Source organism: Gammaproteobacteria bacterium (assembly GCA_029881255.1).
GTDB lineage: Bacteria > Pseudomonadota > Gammaproteobacteria > S012-40 > S012-40 > JAOUMY01.
Genome location: JAOUMY010000025.1, coordinates 1 through 16609, shown reverse-complemented (window position 1 = coordinate 16609; position 16609 = coordinate 1). Strand labels below are relative to the sequence as shown.

At 45.5% G+C, this 16609-nt stretch carries 15 protein-coding genes and 1 pseudogene; 9 read left to right on the top strand and 7 right to left on the bottom strand.

The window, feature by feature from the left end; genetic code table 11:
* The first annotated feature begins 476 nt into the window (after positions 1 to 476).
* The 5 genes from OEZ43_21510 (at position 477) to OEZ43_21490 (ending at position 5362) form a co-directional block, all read left to right on the top strand.
* Complete coding sequence (locus tag OEZ43_21510) at positions 477 to 965, top strand: DUF3015 domain-containing protein (protein MDH5548162.1); 489 nt, start codon at positions 477 to 479, stop codon at positions 963 to 965.
* Between the two features lie 61 nt (positions 966 to 1026).
* A complete protein-coding gene (locus OEZ43_21505; GenBank protein MDH5548161.1) occupies positions 1027 to 1515 on the top strand; it encodes a DUF3015 domain-containing protein in 489 nt (162 codons plus the stop codon).
* Between the two features lie 112 nt (positions 1516 to 1627).
* Positions 1628 to 3637 carry a DUF4105 domain-containing protein gene (locus OEZ43_21500; protein MDH5548160.1) on the top strand — a complete coding sequence of 670 codons (2010 nt, stop codon included), beginning with the start codon at positions 1628 to 1630 and terminating at the stop codon, positions 3635 to 3637.
* A gap of 105 nt (positions 3638 to 3742) precedes the next feature.
* Positions 3743 to 4516, top strand: a complete 774-nt coding sequence (locus OEZ43_21495) for a lysophospholipase (GenBank protein ID MDH5548159.1) — start codon at positions 3743 to 3745, stop codon at positions 4514 to 4516.
* A 57-nt stretch (positions 4517 to 4573) separates the two neighbouring features.
* Complete coding sequence (locus OEZ43_21490) at positions 4574 to 5362, top strand: transposase (protein MDH5548158.1); 789 nt, start codon at positions 4574 to 4576, stop codon at positions 5360 to 5362.
* A gap of 756 nt (positions 5363 to 6118) precedes the next feature.
* Here the strand turns inward: OEZ43_21490 and OEZ43_21485 are convergent.
* On the bottom strand, positions 6119 to 6688 hold the full coding sequence (locus OEZ43_21485; GenBank protein MDH5548157.1) for a hypothetical protein: 570 nt from the start codon (positions 6686 to 6688) through the stop codon (positions 6119 to 6121).
* A gap of 232 nt (positions 6689 to 6920) precedes the next feature.
* On the opposite strand from OEZ43_21485, the gene OEZ43_21480 reads away from it, so the two are divergent.
* On the top strand, positions 6921 to 7364 hold the full coding sequence (locus OEZ43_21480; protein ID MDH5548156.1) for a hypothetical protein: 444 nt from the start codon (positions 6921 to 6923) through the stop codon (positions 7362 to 7364).
* Between the two features lie 791 nt (positions 7365 to 8155).
* Here the strand turns inward: OEZ43_21480 and OEZ43_21475 are convergent.
* The 3 genes and pseudogenes from OEZ43_21475 to OEZ43_21465 all read right to left on the bottom strand — a co-directional run bounded on the left by OEZ43_21475 (position 8156) and on the right by OEZ43_21465 (position 10495).
* Positions 8156 to 8737, bottom strand: a complete 582-nt coding sequence (locus tag OEZ43_21475) for a BCCT family transporter (GenBank protein MDH5548155.1) — start codon at positions 8735 to 8737, stop codon at positions 8156 to 8158.
* 68 nt (positions 8738 to 8805) lie between these two features.
* Positions 8806 to 9644, bottom strand: a pseudogene (locus tag OEZ43_21470) (methyltransferase domain-containing protein).
* 5 nt (positions 9645 to 9649) lie between these two features.
* Entirely contained in the window at positions 9650 to 10495 is an 846-nt protein-coding gene (locus OEZ43_21465) for a class I SAM-dependent methyltransferase (GenBank protein ID MDH5548154.1), read from the bottom strand.
* Positions 10496 to 10953: 458 nt separating this feature from the next.
* On the opposite strand from OEZ43_21465, the gene OEZ43_21460 reads away from it, so the two are divergent.
* A complete protein-coding gene (locus tag OEZ43_21460; GenBank protein MDH5548153.1) occupies positions 10954 to 11700 on the top strand; it encodes an FkbM family methyltransferase in 747 nt (248 codons plus the stop codon).
* Between the two features lie 621 nt (positions 11701 to 12321).
* Positions 12322 to 12735: a phosphate/phosphite/phosphonate ABC transporter substrate-binding protein gene (locus tag OEZ43_21455; GenBank protein MDH5548152.1), complete on the top strand. Its 414-nt coding sequence runs from the start codon at positions 12322 to 12324 to the stop codon at positions 12733 to 12735.
* Between the two features lie 128 nt (positions 12736 to 12863).
* On the opposite strand, the gene OEZ43_21450 is transcribed toward OEZ43_21455, so the two are convergent.
* From OEZ43_21450 to OEZ43_21440, 3 genes are all read right to left on the bottom strand, one after another.
* Positions 12864 to 13361, bottom strand: a complete 498-nt coding sequence (locus tag OEZ43_21450; protein MDH5548151.1) for a hypothetical protein — start codon at positions 13359 to 13361, stop codon at positions 12864 to 12866.
* A 74-nt stretch (positions 13362 to 13435) separates the two neighbouring features.
* Positions 13436 to 13978 (bottom strand): PHP domain-containing protein, encoded by a 543-nt coding sequence (locus OEZ43_21445; GenBank protein MDH5548150.1) that lies wholly within the window; start codon positions 13976 to 13978, stop codon positions 13436 to 13438.
* Between the two features lie 252 nt (positions 13979 to 14230).
* Positions 14231 to 15691: an SUMF1/EgtB/PvdO family nonheme iron enzyme gene (locus OEZ43_21440; GenBank protein ID MDH5548149.1), complete on the bottom strand. Its 1461-nt coding sequence runs from the start codon at positions 15689 to 15691 to the stop codon at positions 14231 to 14233.
* Between the two features lie 625 nt (positions 15692 to 16316).
* Here OEZ43_21440 and OEZ43_21435 point away from each other — a divergent pair.
* Entirely contained in the window at positions 16317 to 16607 is a 291-nt protein-coding gene (locus OEZ43_21435; GenBank protein ID MDH5548148.1) for a nucleotidyltransferase family protein, read from the top strand.
* Positions 16608 to 16609 lie beyond the last annotated feature (2 nt).

Below are 16609 nucleotides of genomic sequence, written 5' to 3'. Positions count from 1 at the left end.
TAGTGTTTTTCATAGACGTTTCCTTTCATTAACTTATTGATCTCAGTGGTCTAGATTACCACTTTGAGGTATCCATCTAAGATGGTAGCCCTCGTTTCGTTTGAAGGGGGGCGTCTATATCTTCTATACCTAGAGGCCGATTTACGCGAGGACCACGGTGTTCCGATTACTGCCTTTATTGTCGTTATGAGACCGATCTAGTTCACAGGTGTGTAAAAGCAATAACATTGCTTTCAATAAACTTCAAAGTTTCTTCTGTGTATCCAGAAATGAAATGGCGTGGCGAATCAAAAAAATGATTCACCCCGCTTAATCCTTAGTAATTAAGACAGTTATTCCCTCGCGCCACCATAGTCACGTTTTTTCTGCTTGGTAGAATTATTGCAATTTCAATTATTTGTTGACACTCAGTTGCTTATGTGATTTCCTCAGGGAGCTTGTGTGTTTTAGAAATGCAATTCAATGGAGGAATGTCTATGAAGCGACTTTTGATATCATCGTCAGTAGTGCTAAGCCTGTTTAGCGCGACGGCGTTCGCCGACAATGGCCCCGGTTGTGGCTTAGGCGCACAGATCTGGAAAGGTAAAAAGGGCTTGGTTGCGCATACCAGCGCCGGTACGACGAATGGAACAGTGAGTTCGCCGCTGTTTGGTCTGCTAAGCGGAACCTCGGGATGTGAAAATCCCGGTGTTGTACAGAACGATCATCAGCAAAAGGTTTTTGTGGCCATGAATATGGATGATCTGGCAACCGATATGGCGCGTGGTTCAGGAGAGCATCTTCGTTCTATGGCGACACTCATGGGTGTGCCTGAGAGCGAACAGGATCACTTTTTCAAATTGTCTCAATCCAACTATGAATCTATTTTTTCGGCAGACAATGTCAGTTATGACCAAGTCATCGCTGGACTGAATAGCATTATAGCGAGCGACGATATCTTATCTCAATATATGACGAAGTCTTAGGCAAGTGTAGCCAGTAAGAATTTTTGAATTAAAGAAACGAGCTAAAAAAGGAGTTTTTCATATGTTAAAGAAAGCTACTGTACTGTCTGCGGCTATCTTGATTGGATCGATGTCATCGGTTGCTGTGGCAGGAGAAAACGGCGGTGGTTGCGGGCCGGGTAAGATTGTAATGGAAGGAAAGTCTGGGAAAAATGCGCACATCGTTGTGTCGTTAATCAATATAGTCATTAACTATTTCGTTCCAGTGCAATTCTTTGCAATGACCACCGGAACCTTGGGCTGCGATAACACGCAAGTCGTGAGCAACGACCTTGAGAAAGAGCGTTTTCTGGCGGGTAATGCGGATAACTTGACTATTGACATTGCCCGTGGTGAAGGTGAGCACCTTAACTCTCTGGCGACAATCATCGGTGTTTCCGACCAAGATAAGCCAGTGTTCTATTCCACTTTGCAGGACAACTTTGAAAATATTATCGTTGCAGACAATATGATGGCGAGCATCGATAGTACGATGATGGGTAATCCACAATTGGAAAAATATGTGCAGTAAAATCTAATGTTGATACGGCATTTGTTCGCAAATGCCGTATCAATTTCTCTATCCTGCCTTTTGTAAATCATGTCCTAATAGTAAAACTAACGCGATATCCGGTGGTCGTCGTATGCAGTTTCTGATACCAAAATCTTTTTTTACCAAAATCTTCTCTCTCCTCGTTGCTTTGACAATAATCACGTTGAGTTCAGCGGGTGCATCGGTTGATGCCTTAATCGATGCAGGGGAGTTTGATCAGGCAGCGGCCAGTGCAGAGGGCAGTGACCATTATCTTAATGTTTTGATATCGACAGCCAATACCAAGAACCTACATCAGCACCCAATGTGGTTGTTGTTGGGGCACTACAAGAAGAGTGTATTTTTGGGTACGAATAGTCAGGTTGATGGGGCCGATTTCTTTTTGGCCGAAGACGGCAAGTTTGACTCACAAAAAGAATTGCACGCCAGCTTGGCGGCATTTTTCTCAATCAAGCCAGTGGAACACAGTAAGTATTCGGCGCAATGTCGTTTCCCCGCGCGTTTCGCCTGGCTGGACGAGCAGCTTAATTTTGATACGACAAAGCTCGCGAAGGAGCAATGCAAGGATTTTGAAAGCTACTATGAGGCAATGGATCCCGATTCCCTTACGGTGATTTTTCCGTCGACTCATCCGAATAGTCCCTCATCGATGTTTGGTCATACTTTGCTTCGTGTCGACAAGAAAGGTCAGACCGACGAAAACCGCATGCTCGCCTTTAGTATTAACTATGCCGCACAGATTGATCCCGAAGAGGGGATGTTTTCCTATACGGTGTTGGGCTTGTCCGGGGGGTTTCCCGGAAAATTTATGATCGTGCCCTATTACCTGAAGCTTCGCGAGTATGCGCAAATTGAAAACCGCGATCTTTGGGAATACAAACTTGATTTACCGCAAGAACGCCTGCGCTTCGTGCTCATGCATACATTTGAGTTGGCATATACCTATTTTGATTATTATTTCTTTACTGAAAACTGTTCCTATCATTTGCTTTCCTTGATTGACGTCTTAAATGCGGAAGATCCTATGACCGATGAGTTTTGGGGGTGGACGATTCCGGTTGATACCCTGATCTCTATGCAACAACGCCAACTGCTGGGCGAAGGGCGATTTTATCCCTCAATCGCGCGTAAGATTCAAAAACGTGAATCATTGTTATCGGATGAGGAGTTGGGGCTCGTTGATGAGATTATTGGCGCCCATGTAACTAAGGAGGCGTTGGCGCAGCTCGCAAGCCTGGAGTCAGAAAGGCAAATACTGATTTTGGATTTGCTGACCGATTACCTGCGCTATTACAAAATCGATACGGCGGAAAAGGCAGTCTCTTCAAAGTTGTCTAAAGAAGAGCGTATGGTGTTGTTGCACCGCAGCCGAATCAAATCCCCAAGTCCTGTCTTGGCGGTGGAGCCGCCGGGGGTGTCACCGGAAAAGGGGCATGGGACTTCTAGGGTAGGTGTGGCGGCTGGTTTAGAGGGCGACAAACCGTTTGGCGATATCGAGTGGCGTCCCGCCTACCATGACGACATGGATAGTAGTGCCGGATTCGCCTCGAACTCGGGTCTGGAATTCATGCGTGTGAAGCTGCGCTACTTGCCCGACGGGCAGGATATTTTATTGCAGCAGTTGAATGTTTTAAATATCGTCTCCTTTGAACCCAGAAGTCGTTTTTTTAGAAATTTGTCCTGGCGAGCAAACGTGGGTTGGGAAAGGTTTCAACTCGATGCAGACTCGGACGCATCGGGCAATTTTCACGGATCAGGAGGCGTCGGTTTATCATATGAATTATCGAACAATATGACATCGCTTTTGTACGCCTTCGTTGATGGTCAGTTACTAGTTAGTCCTGACTATGAAGAACATTATTCGATTTTACCCATGGCCAATCTTGGCTACATCGTTGAGCCTTTGCTCGGGTTGAGATTAAAACTGGAGGGCAGTATTTCGAGGTCGGTGCTGGGCAAGGAAGTGCAAATCGGAGAGCTTGGCTTAGTATCGAGTTATGCGTTAAGCCGACAAACAAATTTTAGATTAGAAGCAAGGCAGCGTATTTTGCAAGGCGCCCGGCAAGAGACGGTTAAGGCGTCCCTGTTTTACTATTTCTAGCGTGCTCAACATTCGGATTGCGAATCACTATCGATGAAAAGTCAACGACTCCATAGGGTGCTTATCCTTTGCCTTATTGTTAGCTCCTTGTCCTCTTGCAGTGCAATGTTGTTTCAGCCTGTAAAAGAGCACGCGCCGATTCGGGATAAGTTGGGTGACACCGTCGAGGATTTTTATTTTGAATCCTTTGACCAGACACGACTACATGGCTGGTATTTGCCTTTGAGAGTGAATGCCAACACGCCGCAGCATACGGTGTTATTTTTACATGGCAATGCAATCAATATCAGCAGTCATATTGGGGGCGTCTACTGGATGCCTGATTACGGCATTGAGGCCTTTATTTTTGACTATCGAGGCTTTGGAAAGTCGGAAGGAATTGCGGATCTGGCGCCGATACTCACGGATATTGGCGCAGCGATCGAATATGTTAACAAAAAGAAGAAAAGTCATTCGAAGTTGGTCATTGTTGGTCATAGCATCGGTGCAAGTATGGGGCTCGCTGTGGCGAGTCAAGCGCGGTTTAAGGATATGATAGGTGCCTTTGTCTCCATATCGGCATTTAGTGACTACCGTGTCGTGACAAGAGAGATGTTGTCTCGGCATTGGCTTACCTGGTTATTCCAGTGGCCGTTGTCGCTGACAATCAGTAACGAATATCGACCATTAGATTACGTAAGCTATATATCGCCAGTGCCGCTTTTCTTTATGCACGGTAAGCATGATGACATCATTAAATCTCATCATACGCAATCGCTCTACGAAGCTGCGCTTGAGCCGAAGCAATTATTTTGGCTTGAAAGCAATCATAACGATGTGTTTTCGATTCAAACCAATCGCCAGAAAATTATCGATTATTTATCGACCCTTGCTCGCTAGCTGAGCTCTACGCAGTAGCGGAAGCCGAAAACATCGAGATTCCGGCGATCCCTTCTGATGCGCTGCCTGGTGCGCCGGGGGGTACTCGTGGAAGATCAGGGTCAACTATATCTTGATCAGCCAGAGTCGACCGACCCTTCCATGACGCCGCTACAAGCCAGCTCTTGTACCTATCGCATTGCCCTGGGGCCCAGGGCCGGTCAGAAGCTACTCACCTTGCAAACGGTGGAACCCAACACCACCGCCTATCCTTCGACGGGTGATCGCTGTGTGAGCCACCAGGGGTTCAGTCTGCACGCCAACACCTATTGCGCGCCAACGGATCGGCAAAAACTCGAACGGTTGTGTCGTTACATCACGCGACCTGCTCTGGCCAATGAGCGCATCAAGATCCGCCAAAATGGCGATGTGGTGCTCAAACTGAAAAGCCCATACAAGGATGGCACCACCCATATCATCATGACACCCCTGGAATTCCTGCAGAAACTGGCGGCCCTGGTACCTCGCCCCCGGCTCAATCTCATTCGCTACTTTGGTGTCCTTGCACCCAATGCCAAACAGCGTCCACTGGTCGTGCCACATCCACCGGATACCGATTCACCAAGCAGTACCGAACAGGACGAGTCCGCTACAACACCAAGGCAACACATTTCCTGGGCGCGTTTACTCAAGCGCGTCTTCAATATAGACATTCACACATGTCCCCATTGCCAGGGACATCTCAAGATCATCGCCTCCATTGAAGACCCACCGACCATCGCCAAGATCCTTAAACACCTGGGCCTACCGACAAGAGCACCACCTCGCGCACCCGCACGACTCCCCGACGGATTCGATTTCAGTTAATCCCTTTCATCGCGTATTCCTTTGCCGTGTCGGCGAAGCGGCCCCGCTTGGCCGACGCATTTAATTTCGAAATTAACAGTCGAAATTGACGCCGATATGGCGTCTTTTAGCATCGATTTTCCTGCCAAAGATCGCTTTTATTGAAGCGAGCCTCGTTTTGACACGCAGGATTTGATAATTGATACTGGCGATCAGGCGGGAATAGGTGGGTTATATTTCTTATTCCTTAATAGATATTGACCCTGTTGGCGGGGATATAGCAGCGATAAACGACAATATTTCTCTGTGGCACAAAAGAGACTTTCAAAATGGTAACAGAGTGAGAAGCTGGTCCATTAGAGGCAATGAACAACCGTGAGATGACGGCCTGTTGTTTACTAACGATGATTATGCAACAGGTTTAACCGTGCTTGAGTATCATCCCAGGGACGGGAGCGCAGTTGCGGGGAAATTGTCGCGTTTAATAACTTATTACGGTCATTCCTTTACGGACGGTACTCTGTTCACAGCACCACTAAATACCTGGATGATAGATGAACTAAATAATGTAGTTCGTCCAGATGCCCCCGTTCACAGCTATCGTGTAATTCAATACGATGAGTTCGGAAACAAGGAGGAAGAGAGGAGATATTCCCCGGGGGCAGATAAAATTCTGGGAACAGAACAGGACTATCTGACACAACGGAAATTATACTCCACTAAATCCTCAATTACCGGGGGCACTGAACTTAATCTAGAATGAGATCTGCCTGAAAGTTAGATAACCTTTTGTAATAGTTCTCTCACTGTTTTCAGGCTTATCTGATTACTTGCAATCCACTCCATTTTTTCTCCTTGAAGATAGGAAAACTTGATATAGAGTTCACCGCTGTACTTGGGAGGAGTTCTTCTTTCGCTATGGCCAATTTCCGGCTTGAACTCTAGAGCAGCTTTTAAATCATTGGCTCCACCAATAATGTCTGTAGATGTGTTTCCGGGCCCAAAAATGCCTACAGAAGAGTCAAAAATGGCTTTAAGAGTATCATGAAGGGGAAATAGGCCTTTGTATCGCTGCCCTGGCACATATGGCTCAACACCTAGAAAAATGTCGGGTAAATCTGCAATTCTATTTTCAATACGATGTAAATAATGCTGGCCTAACCAGATCATAATTTCCTGCCGAGTTCCAACCAGGGCCATTTCATCAACCCCGGCGCCTCTCTCACTAAAGAGAAAATTCTTATCACCAGCGGAAGCTGCTCTATACAAATATCCTCGATCTTCTATTACGGCACTTCCAGAAGCATGAACTTTACCTTTTTTTATTCTATACATGTATGCAGCCACTATAGTGTTCCCCATTATCTGATAATGTATAAATATTATAGGCATGGATAAGCAGATTGAGTGTAAGCTTGCTCACACTTTTTATTACCCATGTTGCAAATATTGGCGCTTACTGAATTTAGGTGTCTGAGAAGCTGTTTACAATTTGTAACAAATTATAACCTTTCAGAAAAGCTCTTCCAGCGGCGATTTCATATGATTATCCTGTCACTAACCAAAGAGGATAAATTCTATGAAATTTCGTAAATTATTCATACCGTTTGCACTTCTAGCCGGAATAGGTACATTATTCCTTAGCGGATGTACACGTCATCACTCGCCAGAAGATAAAGCAGATTACATTGTTCACAAGATCAGTAAGAAAATGGATCTAAACGAAGATCAGCGCAGTAAGCTCGAAGCGGTAAAAGATGAAATCATGCAGCACCATGCAGAGCATAAAGCGTACAAGCAGCAAATGATTGATGACTTGATCGCAGAGATAGAAAAACCAGAACTGGACCAGAATGTTTTACTGGGAATGGTAAATCATCATAAAATGACGGTAGAAAAAGTGTCGCCGGGCGTTATAGAAAAGCTGGCTGTATTTCATGCATCGCTAAATGATGAACAGAAAAAGCATATGGTAGAAAAGATCAAAATATTTAGAAAACATTTTGATCATGATGAAAGTTAAATAACAAAGGAATAAAGGGGAAGTTCCCGGAGACCGTTGTGTAAACCACCAGGGCTTCAACCTGCACGCCAACACCTATTGCGCGCCAACGGATCGGCAAAAACTCGAACGATTGTGTCGCTATATAACACGCCCTGCCCTAGCCAACGAACGAATCAAGATTCGCCAAAATGGCGATGTGGTGCTTAAACTGAAAAGCCCATACAAGGATGGCACCACCCATATTGTGATGACGCCGCTGGAATTCCTGCAGAAACTGGCCGCGCTGGTACCTCGCCCCCGGCTCAATCTCATTCGATACTTTGGTGTGTTAGCACCGAATGCCAAACTGCGTCCACTCGTCGTGCCACATTCAACAGATAGCGATTCGGGAAGCGCAACTGATCAGGATGCCCTGGCGCCAACACCCAGGCAACACATATCCTGGCCGCTCTCGCACATCCTTGTGCTTCTCGGCACCTGGACATCCTTGTCCAATGGGCGCGTTTACTCAAGCGCGTCTTCAATATCGACATTCACACATGTCCCCACTGCCAGGGACATCTCAAGATCATCGCCTCCATTGAAGACCTACCGACCATGGCCAAGATCCTTAAACACCTGGGCCTACCCACCAGGGCACCACCTCGGGCACCCGCCCGACATCCTGACGGATTCGATTTCAGTTAATCCCTTTCATCGCGTATTCCTTTGCCGTGTCGGCGAAGCAGCCCCGCTTGGCTGTTGCGCTCTCTACACAGCCACAACGTCGGAAATAGACACGCATATGGCACCACTCGATGCGGATTTCTCTACTGTAGGTCACTTTTGTCGAAGCGAATGGGGTTTTGGCTCGCTGGATTTGATGATTGATACTGGCGTTCAGACGAGTAAAGGTGGGTTATATTTCCTATACCTCTTAGCGGTTGTTTTTGGTTATAAGCAAAATAGGCCAGTGCCAGACCGACCAGTGCATAGATGGCCCAGGCGTGTAGTCCCCAATGTAAAAAAGTCGTTGCCATTGCGTCTTCTGCCGCCGCTGCGGAAAAAATATCGGCGCCGTGGGGGGGGGACATAAGGTGATACATCGGTTCCGCTACGCTATAAAACAATAGACCGATTCCCATGCCTGCACTAAACAACATCGCAAACCAGCCTGGACGACTGAATTCGGGTTCGGCCTTTTCGCCGCCCAGGCGCACATGTGAAAACCGACTTAATGCGATATAGATCATAAAGGCCAGGATGAGATTACTGGCCAGGACGAAAAACCATCCGGTATTGTTTGCAATCCAGGCTTGGACATTTGAAAAACTTGTCGCTAGTTCTTCAAGAATGCTGATACTTGCGATGACAATGAAAAATTTAACCAGAATGAGAGACCAAATACCCACGGGGTGAGATCAAAGACTATTTTGCCATTGCGCTGGTAGCGCCAGTTTTTCAAGGACCGAGACTCCTATTACTGGCCAGGTTTTTCGAACAACATAATTCCCGAGGACAAATAGTCGCTTTTGCCTGCGTCTATCCAGTGGCCAAGGCCTTTGATCATGCGTTCTATATATTCTCAGAGACTTTGCCGGCCAGGTCGTCACGGTGTTTTACCAATTCCTGCTGTACCCGGGTATAGTGTTTGACCAACTGCGGGGTCAGGTTTTCAATCTCTTTTTCCCTTAAGCCGTATAGATTGGCCAGTTGGCGATAGAGCGAAAAGGAACCCAGACTATCGAGATGAATGCGATCAAGTACGGCCCGCAGAACTCCGGTCGGACAGTCGTCTGCCTGCATTGGATCAGTGAATACAAATACGCCACCGGGTTTGAGTACTCGCGAGACTTCGCGCATGACTTGTTCCTTTTGACCGCTATGCAGAATCGCATCCTGCGACCAGATAACATCGAAACTATCGTGCTCTACCGGAATGTTTTCAAAATTTCCGTCTAAGACCTGGATTAAGCCATCCAGTCCTTGTGAATGATTGAGATCTCGTGCGCGTTGATTTTCCTTTTCACTCAGGTTTAACGCAGTCACGCGGCAACCAAAAGTCGTGCTCAAATATCGTGCTGCGCCACAGTAGCCCGATCCTATGTCTAAAACTTGTTGCGCCGGTGTGAGAGACAATTTGCTGGCTATATACTCAACCGTGCGACGACTCGCATCAATAATCGGAGTATCCACGTCATCATATAGGCCAATATGAATGTCTTCTCCGCCCCAAATGATAGTGTAAAAATTATCCGCGTCTTCGCTATTGTAGTAGTCGCGAGCGATATTAACGACTTCAGAATATGCTTCACTCATACTTACTAGTCCTTATCTCTTGCGAGTTCATCAGCAATTTTTTCTGCATCGCGATAGGTTTTTTCCGCCACGTGTACCAGAAAATCCGGTTCATTGGCTTTAAACGTCTCCTGAAAGTCTCCGTATGTTTCAATATGCTGGAAACCGACGTCGTGCATCAGACGGCGGGGGTACTTCTTGCGCAGGGGAAACATATTGAGATGAAAAACCGAGTCATCGGGAAATTTGTAACGAAAGCGCGCAAGCCCTTCATCGATATGTTCAGGCTCTGCCGAAACTTCGTCACCACAATAATAGTATTTGTGTTTGGTAGAAAAACCTTCGTCTAATATCGAGTCATAGTTGCGTTGATCGAGAATCAAAATACCATCATGATTGAGTGTTGCATAGTATTCTGCAAGCGCCTTGCGTCGGTCGTGTTCCTTGAAGATGTGTGTAAAAGAATTACCGAGACAAATAACGGCATCGAATTGTTCGTGGATTGTGCGATTTAACCAGCGCCAGTCGGCTTGAACGGTACGCAGTATATAGCCGTGATCGCGCGCATTTTTGAAGGCCCGTGCCAACATTTCAGGGCTACCATCGGCGCTGACAACATCGAATCCGGCATGGAGTAGACGTACGGAGTGAAATCCTGTGCCAGTAGCAACATCAAGCACGCGTTTCACGCCATAGTTGCGTAGCTGTTCAATGAAAAAACTACCCTCGCTCTCCCAGCGTCGTTCCCAATCAATGAGCTCGTCCCACTTCTCTACGAAGCTTTTTACATATTCTTCTGTATAGTGGCCGGTTTTTCTAATTTCGGTTGGGTTGTCACCAAATGACTGCAAGGGATTAGCGGACTGCTTCATGGCTTTCCTTTATTATCAGATTGAGAAACTCCAACTACTGCTAGCCGGATAAAGCACATAGACTAAAATCGAGCTATGCTGTTATTTGTAGTGTTAATACCAATATGGTATCGATGCAAGGCAAAAAGCGCCTAGATTCGACTGAATTGAATGATTTCAATGCATTTAATTGATAAAGCCAACCGCTTGCCTGGGAGAATTGGCTAAAAAGAATGCTTAACCCGCATAGGTAACGTATTTCACCAAGATTTACAAAGCCGACACTTAGAGTGCTTATTTTGAGGTATCTTCGTTTTCAAAAGATCTCGCTAGTCAAAGTGCGCGTCGTTTGAACACGTCAATTTTGATGTTTGATTCGCGCCGGACTGTAAAAGATTTGATAGTATTTCCTATCCCTTTTATTTGAATTAAATAGCTTTAATGTGTAACGTTAATACTTTTTGCGGAAGAGGTATGCTGTGAGTAGAAATATCCTTAGCCGTCTGGGGCGGATGGTGAAAAATACGCGGATGATGGACATGCGTGTGATGTACCGCTATTGGGAGCGGGATTATCTGCGACGATTTTTTAACACGTATGATATCGATTGCGTGATAGATGTTGGAGCTAATTACGGCCAGTATGCGCAAATGCTGCGAAAAAAGGTTGGGTTTAAGGGTCTGATCGTTTCAATCGAGCCAATACCGGACGCCGCAGCGCGATTGCGAGAGCTTTCGTCTAGTGACCCCTTGTGGGTAGTATGTGAACAGGCCCTTTCCTCGGAAAACGGCGAACAAGAATTGAACATCATGCATGTCTCCCAATATTCCTCACTTAGCCGACCGCGCCATGATGACATAGAACAGTTCAGGGATGAGAATCAGGTTCAAAACACTGTCTCTGTCAAAACCGAGACTCTGACATCGTTTTTTGAGAGATTGCGTAGCGAGCATGATATTAGGTCGCCGTTTTTGAAACTTGATACACAAGGCTACGACGTCATGATTCTAGAGCATTCCAAAGAGATTCTTGATCAGTTTATCGGACTGCAAAGCGAGCTTGCAGTTAAGCGATTATATGAGCAATCGGTAGACTACCGTGAAGCATTGACACGCTACGAGGAGTTTGGCTTTGTATTGAGTGCATTTGTTCCGAATAATGCCGGGCATTTTCCGGTTCTGGTAGAGACCGATTGCATCATGTTGAATAAGAACTATATAACCTGAGCCGGCTATTTTCCGCGCGCGAACCCCGCCCGGATTGGTTTTAATCAAACCAGCAAGCTCAAACTGAACTGGTTTTGCCAAAAATTTGTCTTCGTACTAAACACTTTTTTATTCCAACTGGGTCTACTAATAATTCCTAGTAGTTGCTGCTCTCGTACAAGAATTCGCCAAGGTGGGCCTTATCATCTACATACTCATGATGAATATGTGAAAGAGGTGGTATTTCCTTTTTAAGGTAATAATCTATAATTTTTGTGGCGGAGTCATTGCAAAATCTATTGTTCTATTGAAGACCCACCGACCATCGCCAAGATCCTTAAACACCCGGGCCTACCCACCAGAGCACCACCACGGGCACCCGCCCGACTCCCTGACGGATTCGATTTCAGTTAATCCCCCCTATCGCGTATTCCTTTGTCTTGTAGGTGAAGCGGCCCCGCTTGGCTGTTGCGCTCTCTACACAGCCACAACGTCGGAAATAGACACGCATATGGCACCACTCGATGCTGATTTCTCTACTGTAGGTCACTTTTGTCGAAGCGAATGGGGTTTTGGCTCGCTGGATTTGATGATTGATACTGGCGTTCAGACGAGTAAAGGTGGGTTATATTTCCTATACCTATGGTCAATACGGTACTCTTACGACGCGCAGGACTTAAGTCCGGCGAATACGAAGAACACTTCGCAAAAAACCCACCAAATGCAAGCTTTGGATCATACCTTAAACAGGCAGACGCTGCCGGCGTCGGCGATGCAGTGCTGACACTCCCACTAGTTAAAAAGAAAGTCGATGTGGAAAAGATGAAATTTATTGGCAAAAGTGAACAAATGCCGCACCTTCCATGGGCGGCAAAAAAAACGATATCAAAAGAGGATTTACTAAAATTGCAGGACGCTTTTTTGAGTTTGAATTCTAGCGAGGTCGGTAGAAAAATATTGGCCAACGCAGCCTTGAGCGGAATTGACATCGCCACTGATAGCGAGTACGACATTATAAGGAAGCTTGCGAAAGAGTATGAATCTTACACTAAATAGAAAATAATATATTGATTATGAATTTAATGAATTCGCCGCTCGGATGGACAAAATAGTTACGTTTGTTGAATTTTTTCACCATCGTCACACCTATCTCAAGTTCTAAGGAAGCAAAGAAAGAGACGTGGTCAAAAATGATAATTCATATAGATATTAGAAACCGGAATTCCCGAACGGACAAATTTAACACCCGTGACACTGCTTTCTGAAAACCGTACATAGGCTCCTATTTTTCCTTCAATACTCACCTTGTCACCAAGATAGTGTCGAAGACCAATGCTAGGGACATAGATGAGATTGTCCGCAATTTTTCTTTCAGTGTTCTCCTCATTTTTTAGCCAAAAACCGAAAGCGGTTATCTCTGCAAATAGCTGGCTTTGTTCAACACGTTCAAAATTGTATCTACCGCCCACTAGAAGGCTCCATAGGGAAAAATCTTCAAATGGGCCTGTACTTCGATTTATTTCATAGCGCGGACCTAGAAGAAGGGAATAATTGTTCAACGCGGTAAATTCCAATAGTGGTGCCTCGTTTACTGCAATTTTTAGCGACACACCCGCCTTCGCAATACCCACCTGCACACATGGAAGTAAGACCAAAATAAAGGTTACGATTCTTCTTTTCATATATCCTCGTTGATTAATACAGAGTGACGGCGAAATTGTTGGGCATAGCCGGGTCTAGGATTAGACACGTGAGCCTAAAATTTAGCCATTACAATGTCAACTATTGACACCATGGTCGACTGGTTTCCGCGGCTGCTAACACGGCGGTTACTCCTGCACCACCGACAGCACCACTGTTGGGCTGCGCATCGCCCCCGGCACCACCGTTTGCGGTCACCGTTCGACAAAGCGATCAAACCCTTTGCGGATTCCGCCGTCAACCACTCGCGTGCAAGGATGGCCATGCCCAGATGTTGGCCATGTTGATAGGTCTTGGACACCAGCCGCGTGAGGTTTTTATAACCCTCATTGTTCTGACACAACAACACCAGGGGAAACGGCTTAGCGACTTCTTTCGGATTCTCGATCCACATGGTCACGCCGATGATCGGCTTGATCCCCGCCCCCTGCGCGGTCTTGTACAGCTTAACCATGCAAAACAGATTCGACTGATCGGTGACCACCACCGCTGGCATATTCATCTCCGCCACCCGCTTGATCAGCGGCTTGACGCGCACAATGCCATCGACCATGGAGTATTCGGTATGTAAATGCAGGTGGACAAACTGAGGCTGCATGGGGTCCTTGGCTGTTTGTGTTGTATTCGGCGTTGGTAAAAGTGGTTAATTTTTAGGCAGTTGCCGGGGCCTGCGAAGCAGACAAACATGATACTGGAATTCTCGCAGTGGAGAAACCTTCTTGAGAACCATCATAATTTCTCTTTCTGATTTAGCGAGTCCGCGCAAATTCTTTCTAAGTAACCACACTTCACTCGAAAAGGGTTCAAAACTGCACCTTCGCTGCCATACTTACAAGAAACAAAGGAGTATTTAGAGAGATCTTGCGATCCGAAATCCATAGGTAGACACTCTTACATCTCCATTCTGAAACCACCTAGAAGCAGGCCTCATCCTTTCTGCATTTCCAAATACACCACCGCCTCGAACAATGTATGCTCCATCATTAGAGTCGCATTCATTCATAGCTTTACTATCCGTCGTGTCTTTAAAAGCATATCTATACATACAATCCTGAACCCACTCCTCAACATTTCCGAACATATCATACAATCCAAATTCATTTGGTTTAAAACTTCCAACAGGCAATGTTTCTTGGTTGCTTACGCTCGTAGCTGCACAAAAGATATTTTCACCAAGACTGTTCACATATTCATATGAAGTTCCGCCGTTGTAGTTTGCATATGTTTCATCTATGCAATCTCCGTTGCTAAATGTAGAAGTAGAGCCTGCTCTAGCGGCATATTCCCATTCAGATTCAGAAGGCAAACGATACCTATAAAGATCTTCCTCACTAAAACCAAGCTCAGAATTTAGCCACGCTAAAAAATCTTGAATGTCGTGCCAAGAAACGTTGCTGACTGGTCGCGCGCCTCTTCCCCATTCATCGTACGCTTCTCCGTTGATAGCGAGCTGCACATTTTCCAAACTAGGAATTGCATTTGGGTCGATGCCCCTAGATACTAGATATCTATCGTAAAGTTCAAACGTGGTTTCAAACGAATTTAGAAGAAAAGGAGCAACAGAAATATTTAATTGAGGGCGCTCCAAAGAAAAATTTTTTCCTGATTCATCACCCATCGTAAACTGACCACCCGAAATGGCTACCATTTGAAATTTGCCATAGTCCAGCGCCTCAATATCAAAAATAGTCGAATTCTGTTCATAACCATCATCGACGGTTAATTGCACGGTATAAATCCCTGGAACCTTCATTGACAACAAAGTTGTCGCCCCCCGTTCGTCTTCAATAGTAGCGGTTTCTCCAAATGGTTCGGAAAGGACGGCCCAGTAAAAATTCAATGAATCGCTATTTACATCGCTACTTTGACTTCCATCCAATTTCAAAATATCACCGAGCAAAATCTTTTTGCTTGTCGATATTATTGCTGTCGGTGAAGTATTTATCACAGTAATAACAACTTTATCGGGCTTGGATGTGCCTTCTGTAGTACTCACCACCAAAGAAAATTCCAATCTCGTGTTATTGGCAAGCCCTTCGGGGACAACAAAAGTTGGGTTTGCCTCAGAGACGGAAGAGAGTTCGACAAATTCTGGCGCTGACCACTTATAGCTATAATGCTTTAGTGGTTTATTGACCCTACCCAAAGTAACTACTGCGTTTACTGGAACACTCTGATCTGGGCCTGCATCCGCGTACACCCTTGAACTCCAAGGTGTGGAAACTTCGATATTACATGCGGATAAAACAAGCAGAACCAATGGTAGAAATAGAACTGAATATTGCATTTTTTTGAGACTTCCTGAATTCATATTTTTCTTAAATAGTAAAAACTAACTTCCTTTTTATATTGCTTGGTCGAAATTCCATAATCATATACTTACCCAAAAGGCAACCAAAGGCAAAACCACAATTCCAGACCAACAATGCCTGCGTGTGCAGTCCCAACCAGTAAACAAATACGAATCCGGCTATTTGAATAGATACCGACCACGTAGAATTTGGTATGGAAATTCCTGTAGACAACAACAACTGCATGAGGTCCTTGGCTATTTTCGTGTTTAGTGGTCTTGGTAAAAGTGTCTAAGTTTTAGGCAGTTGCCGGGGCCGGTGAGGCTTAGAGGTATGATACTGGATTTGGGGGGATAGAAGTGAACCCCAAAACTTGGACAACCTGATAAGTGCATCCTCAGGCACCCACCCGACACTCTGACGGATTCGATTTCATATAACCCCTTGTTGCGTATTCCTTTTATTTCAATATATTCTGGCAGTTACGCTGTTTCAGCACCTCGAATCAAGGGTGACAGGATTGGTTAAATCGTTTGCTAGATTCCTCGGTGCGCGAAAGAAACAGACGATGAAATATTCCCTGTATGATTCTAGCAAAACAAGGGGTTATAATTAGCCCATTGAAACCCGAAACCGATTATTGCCATGAATAGAGACCAGGTTCTCGAAATCCTTAGAAAGCTAAAACCCGAGTTGGTGAGCCGCTTTGGTATTACTCGCATGGCACTGTTTGGATCTACTGCACGTAATGAAGCGAGGCCGGATAGTGATATAGACATTGTCGTTGCCTTTGATGGACCGGCTACGTCAAAGCGTTACTTCGGTGTTCAATTTCTTCTTGAAGATAATCTCGGTAAATCGGTGGACTTGGTGACTGACAAAGCCTTACGTCGTGAATTGAAACCGTACATAGAAAAAGAGGCCATTAATGTCTAAGC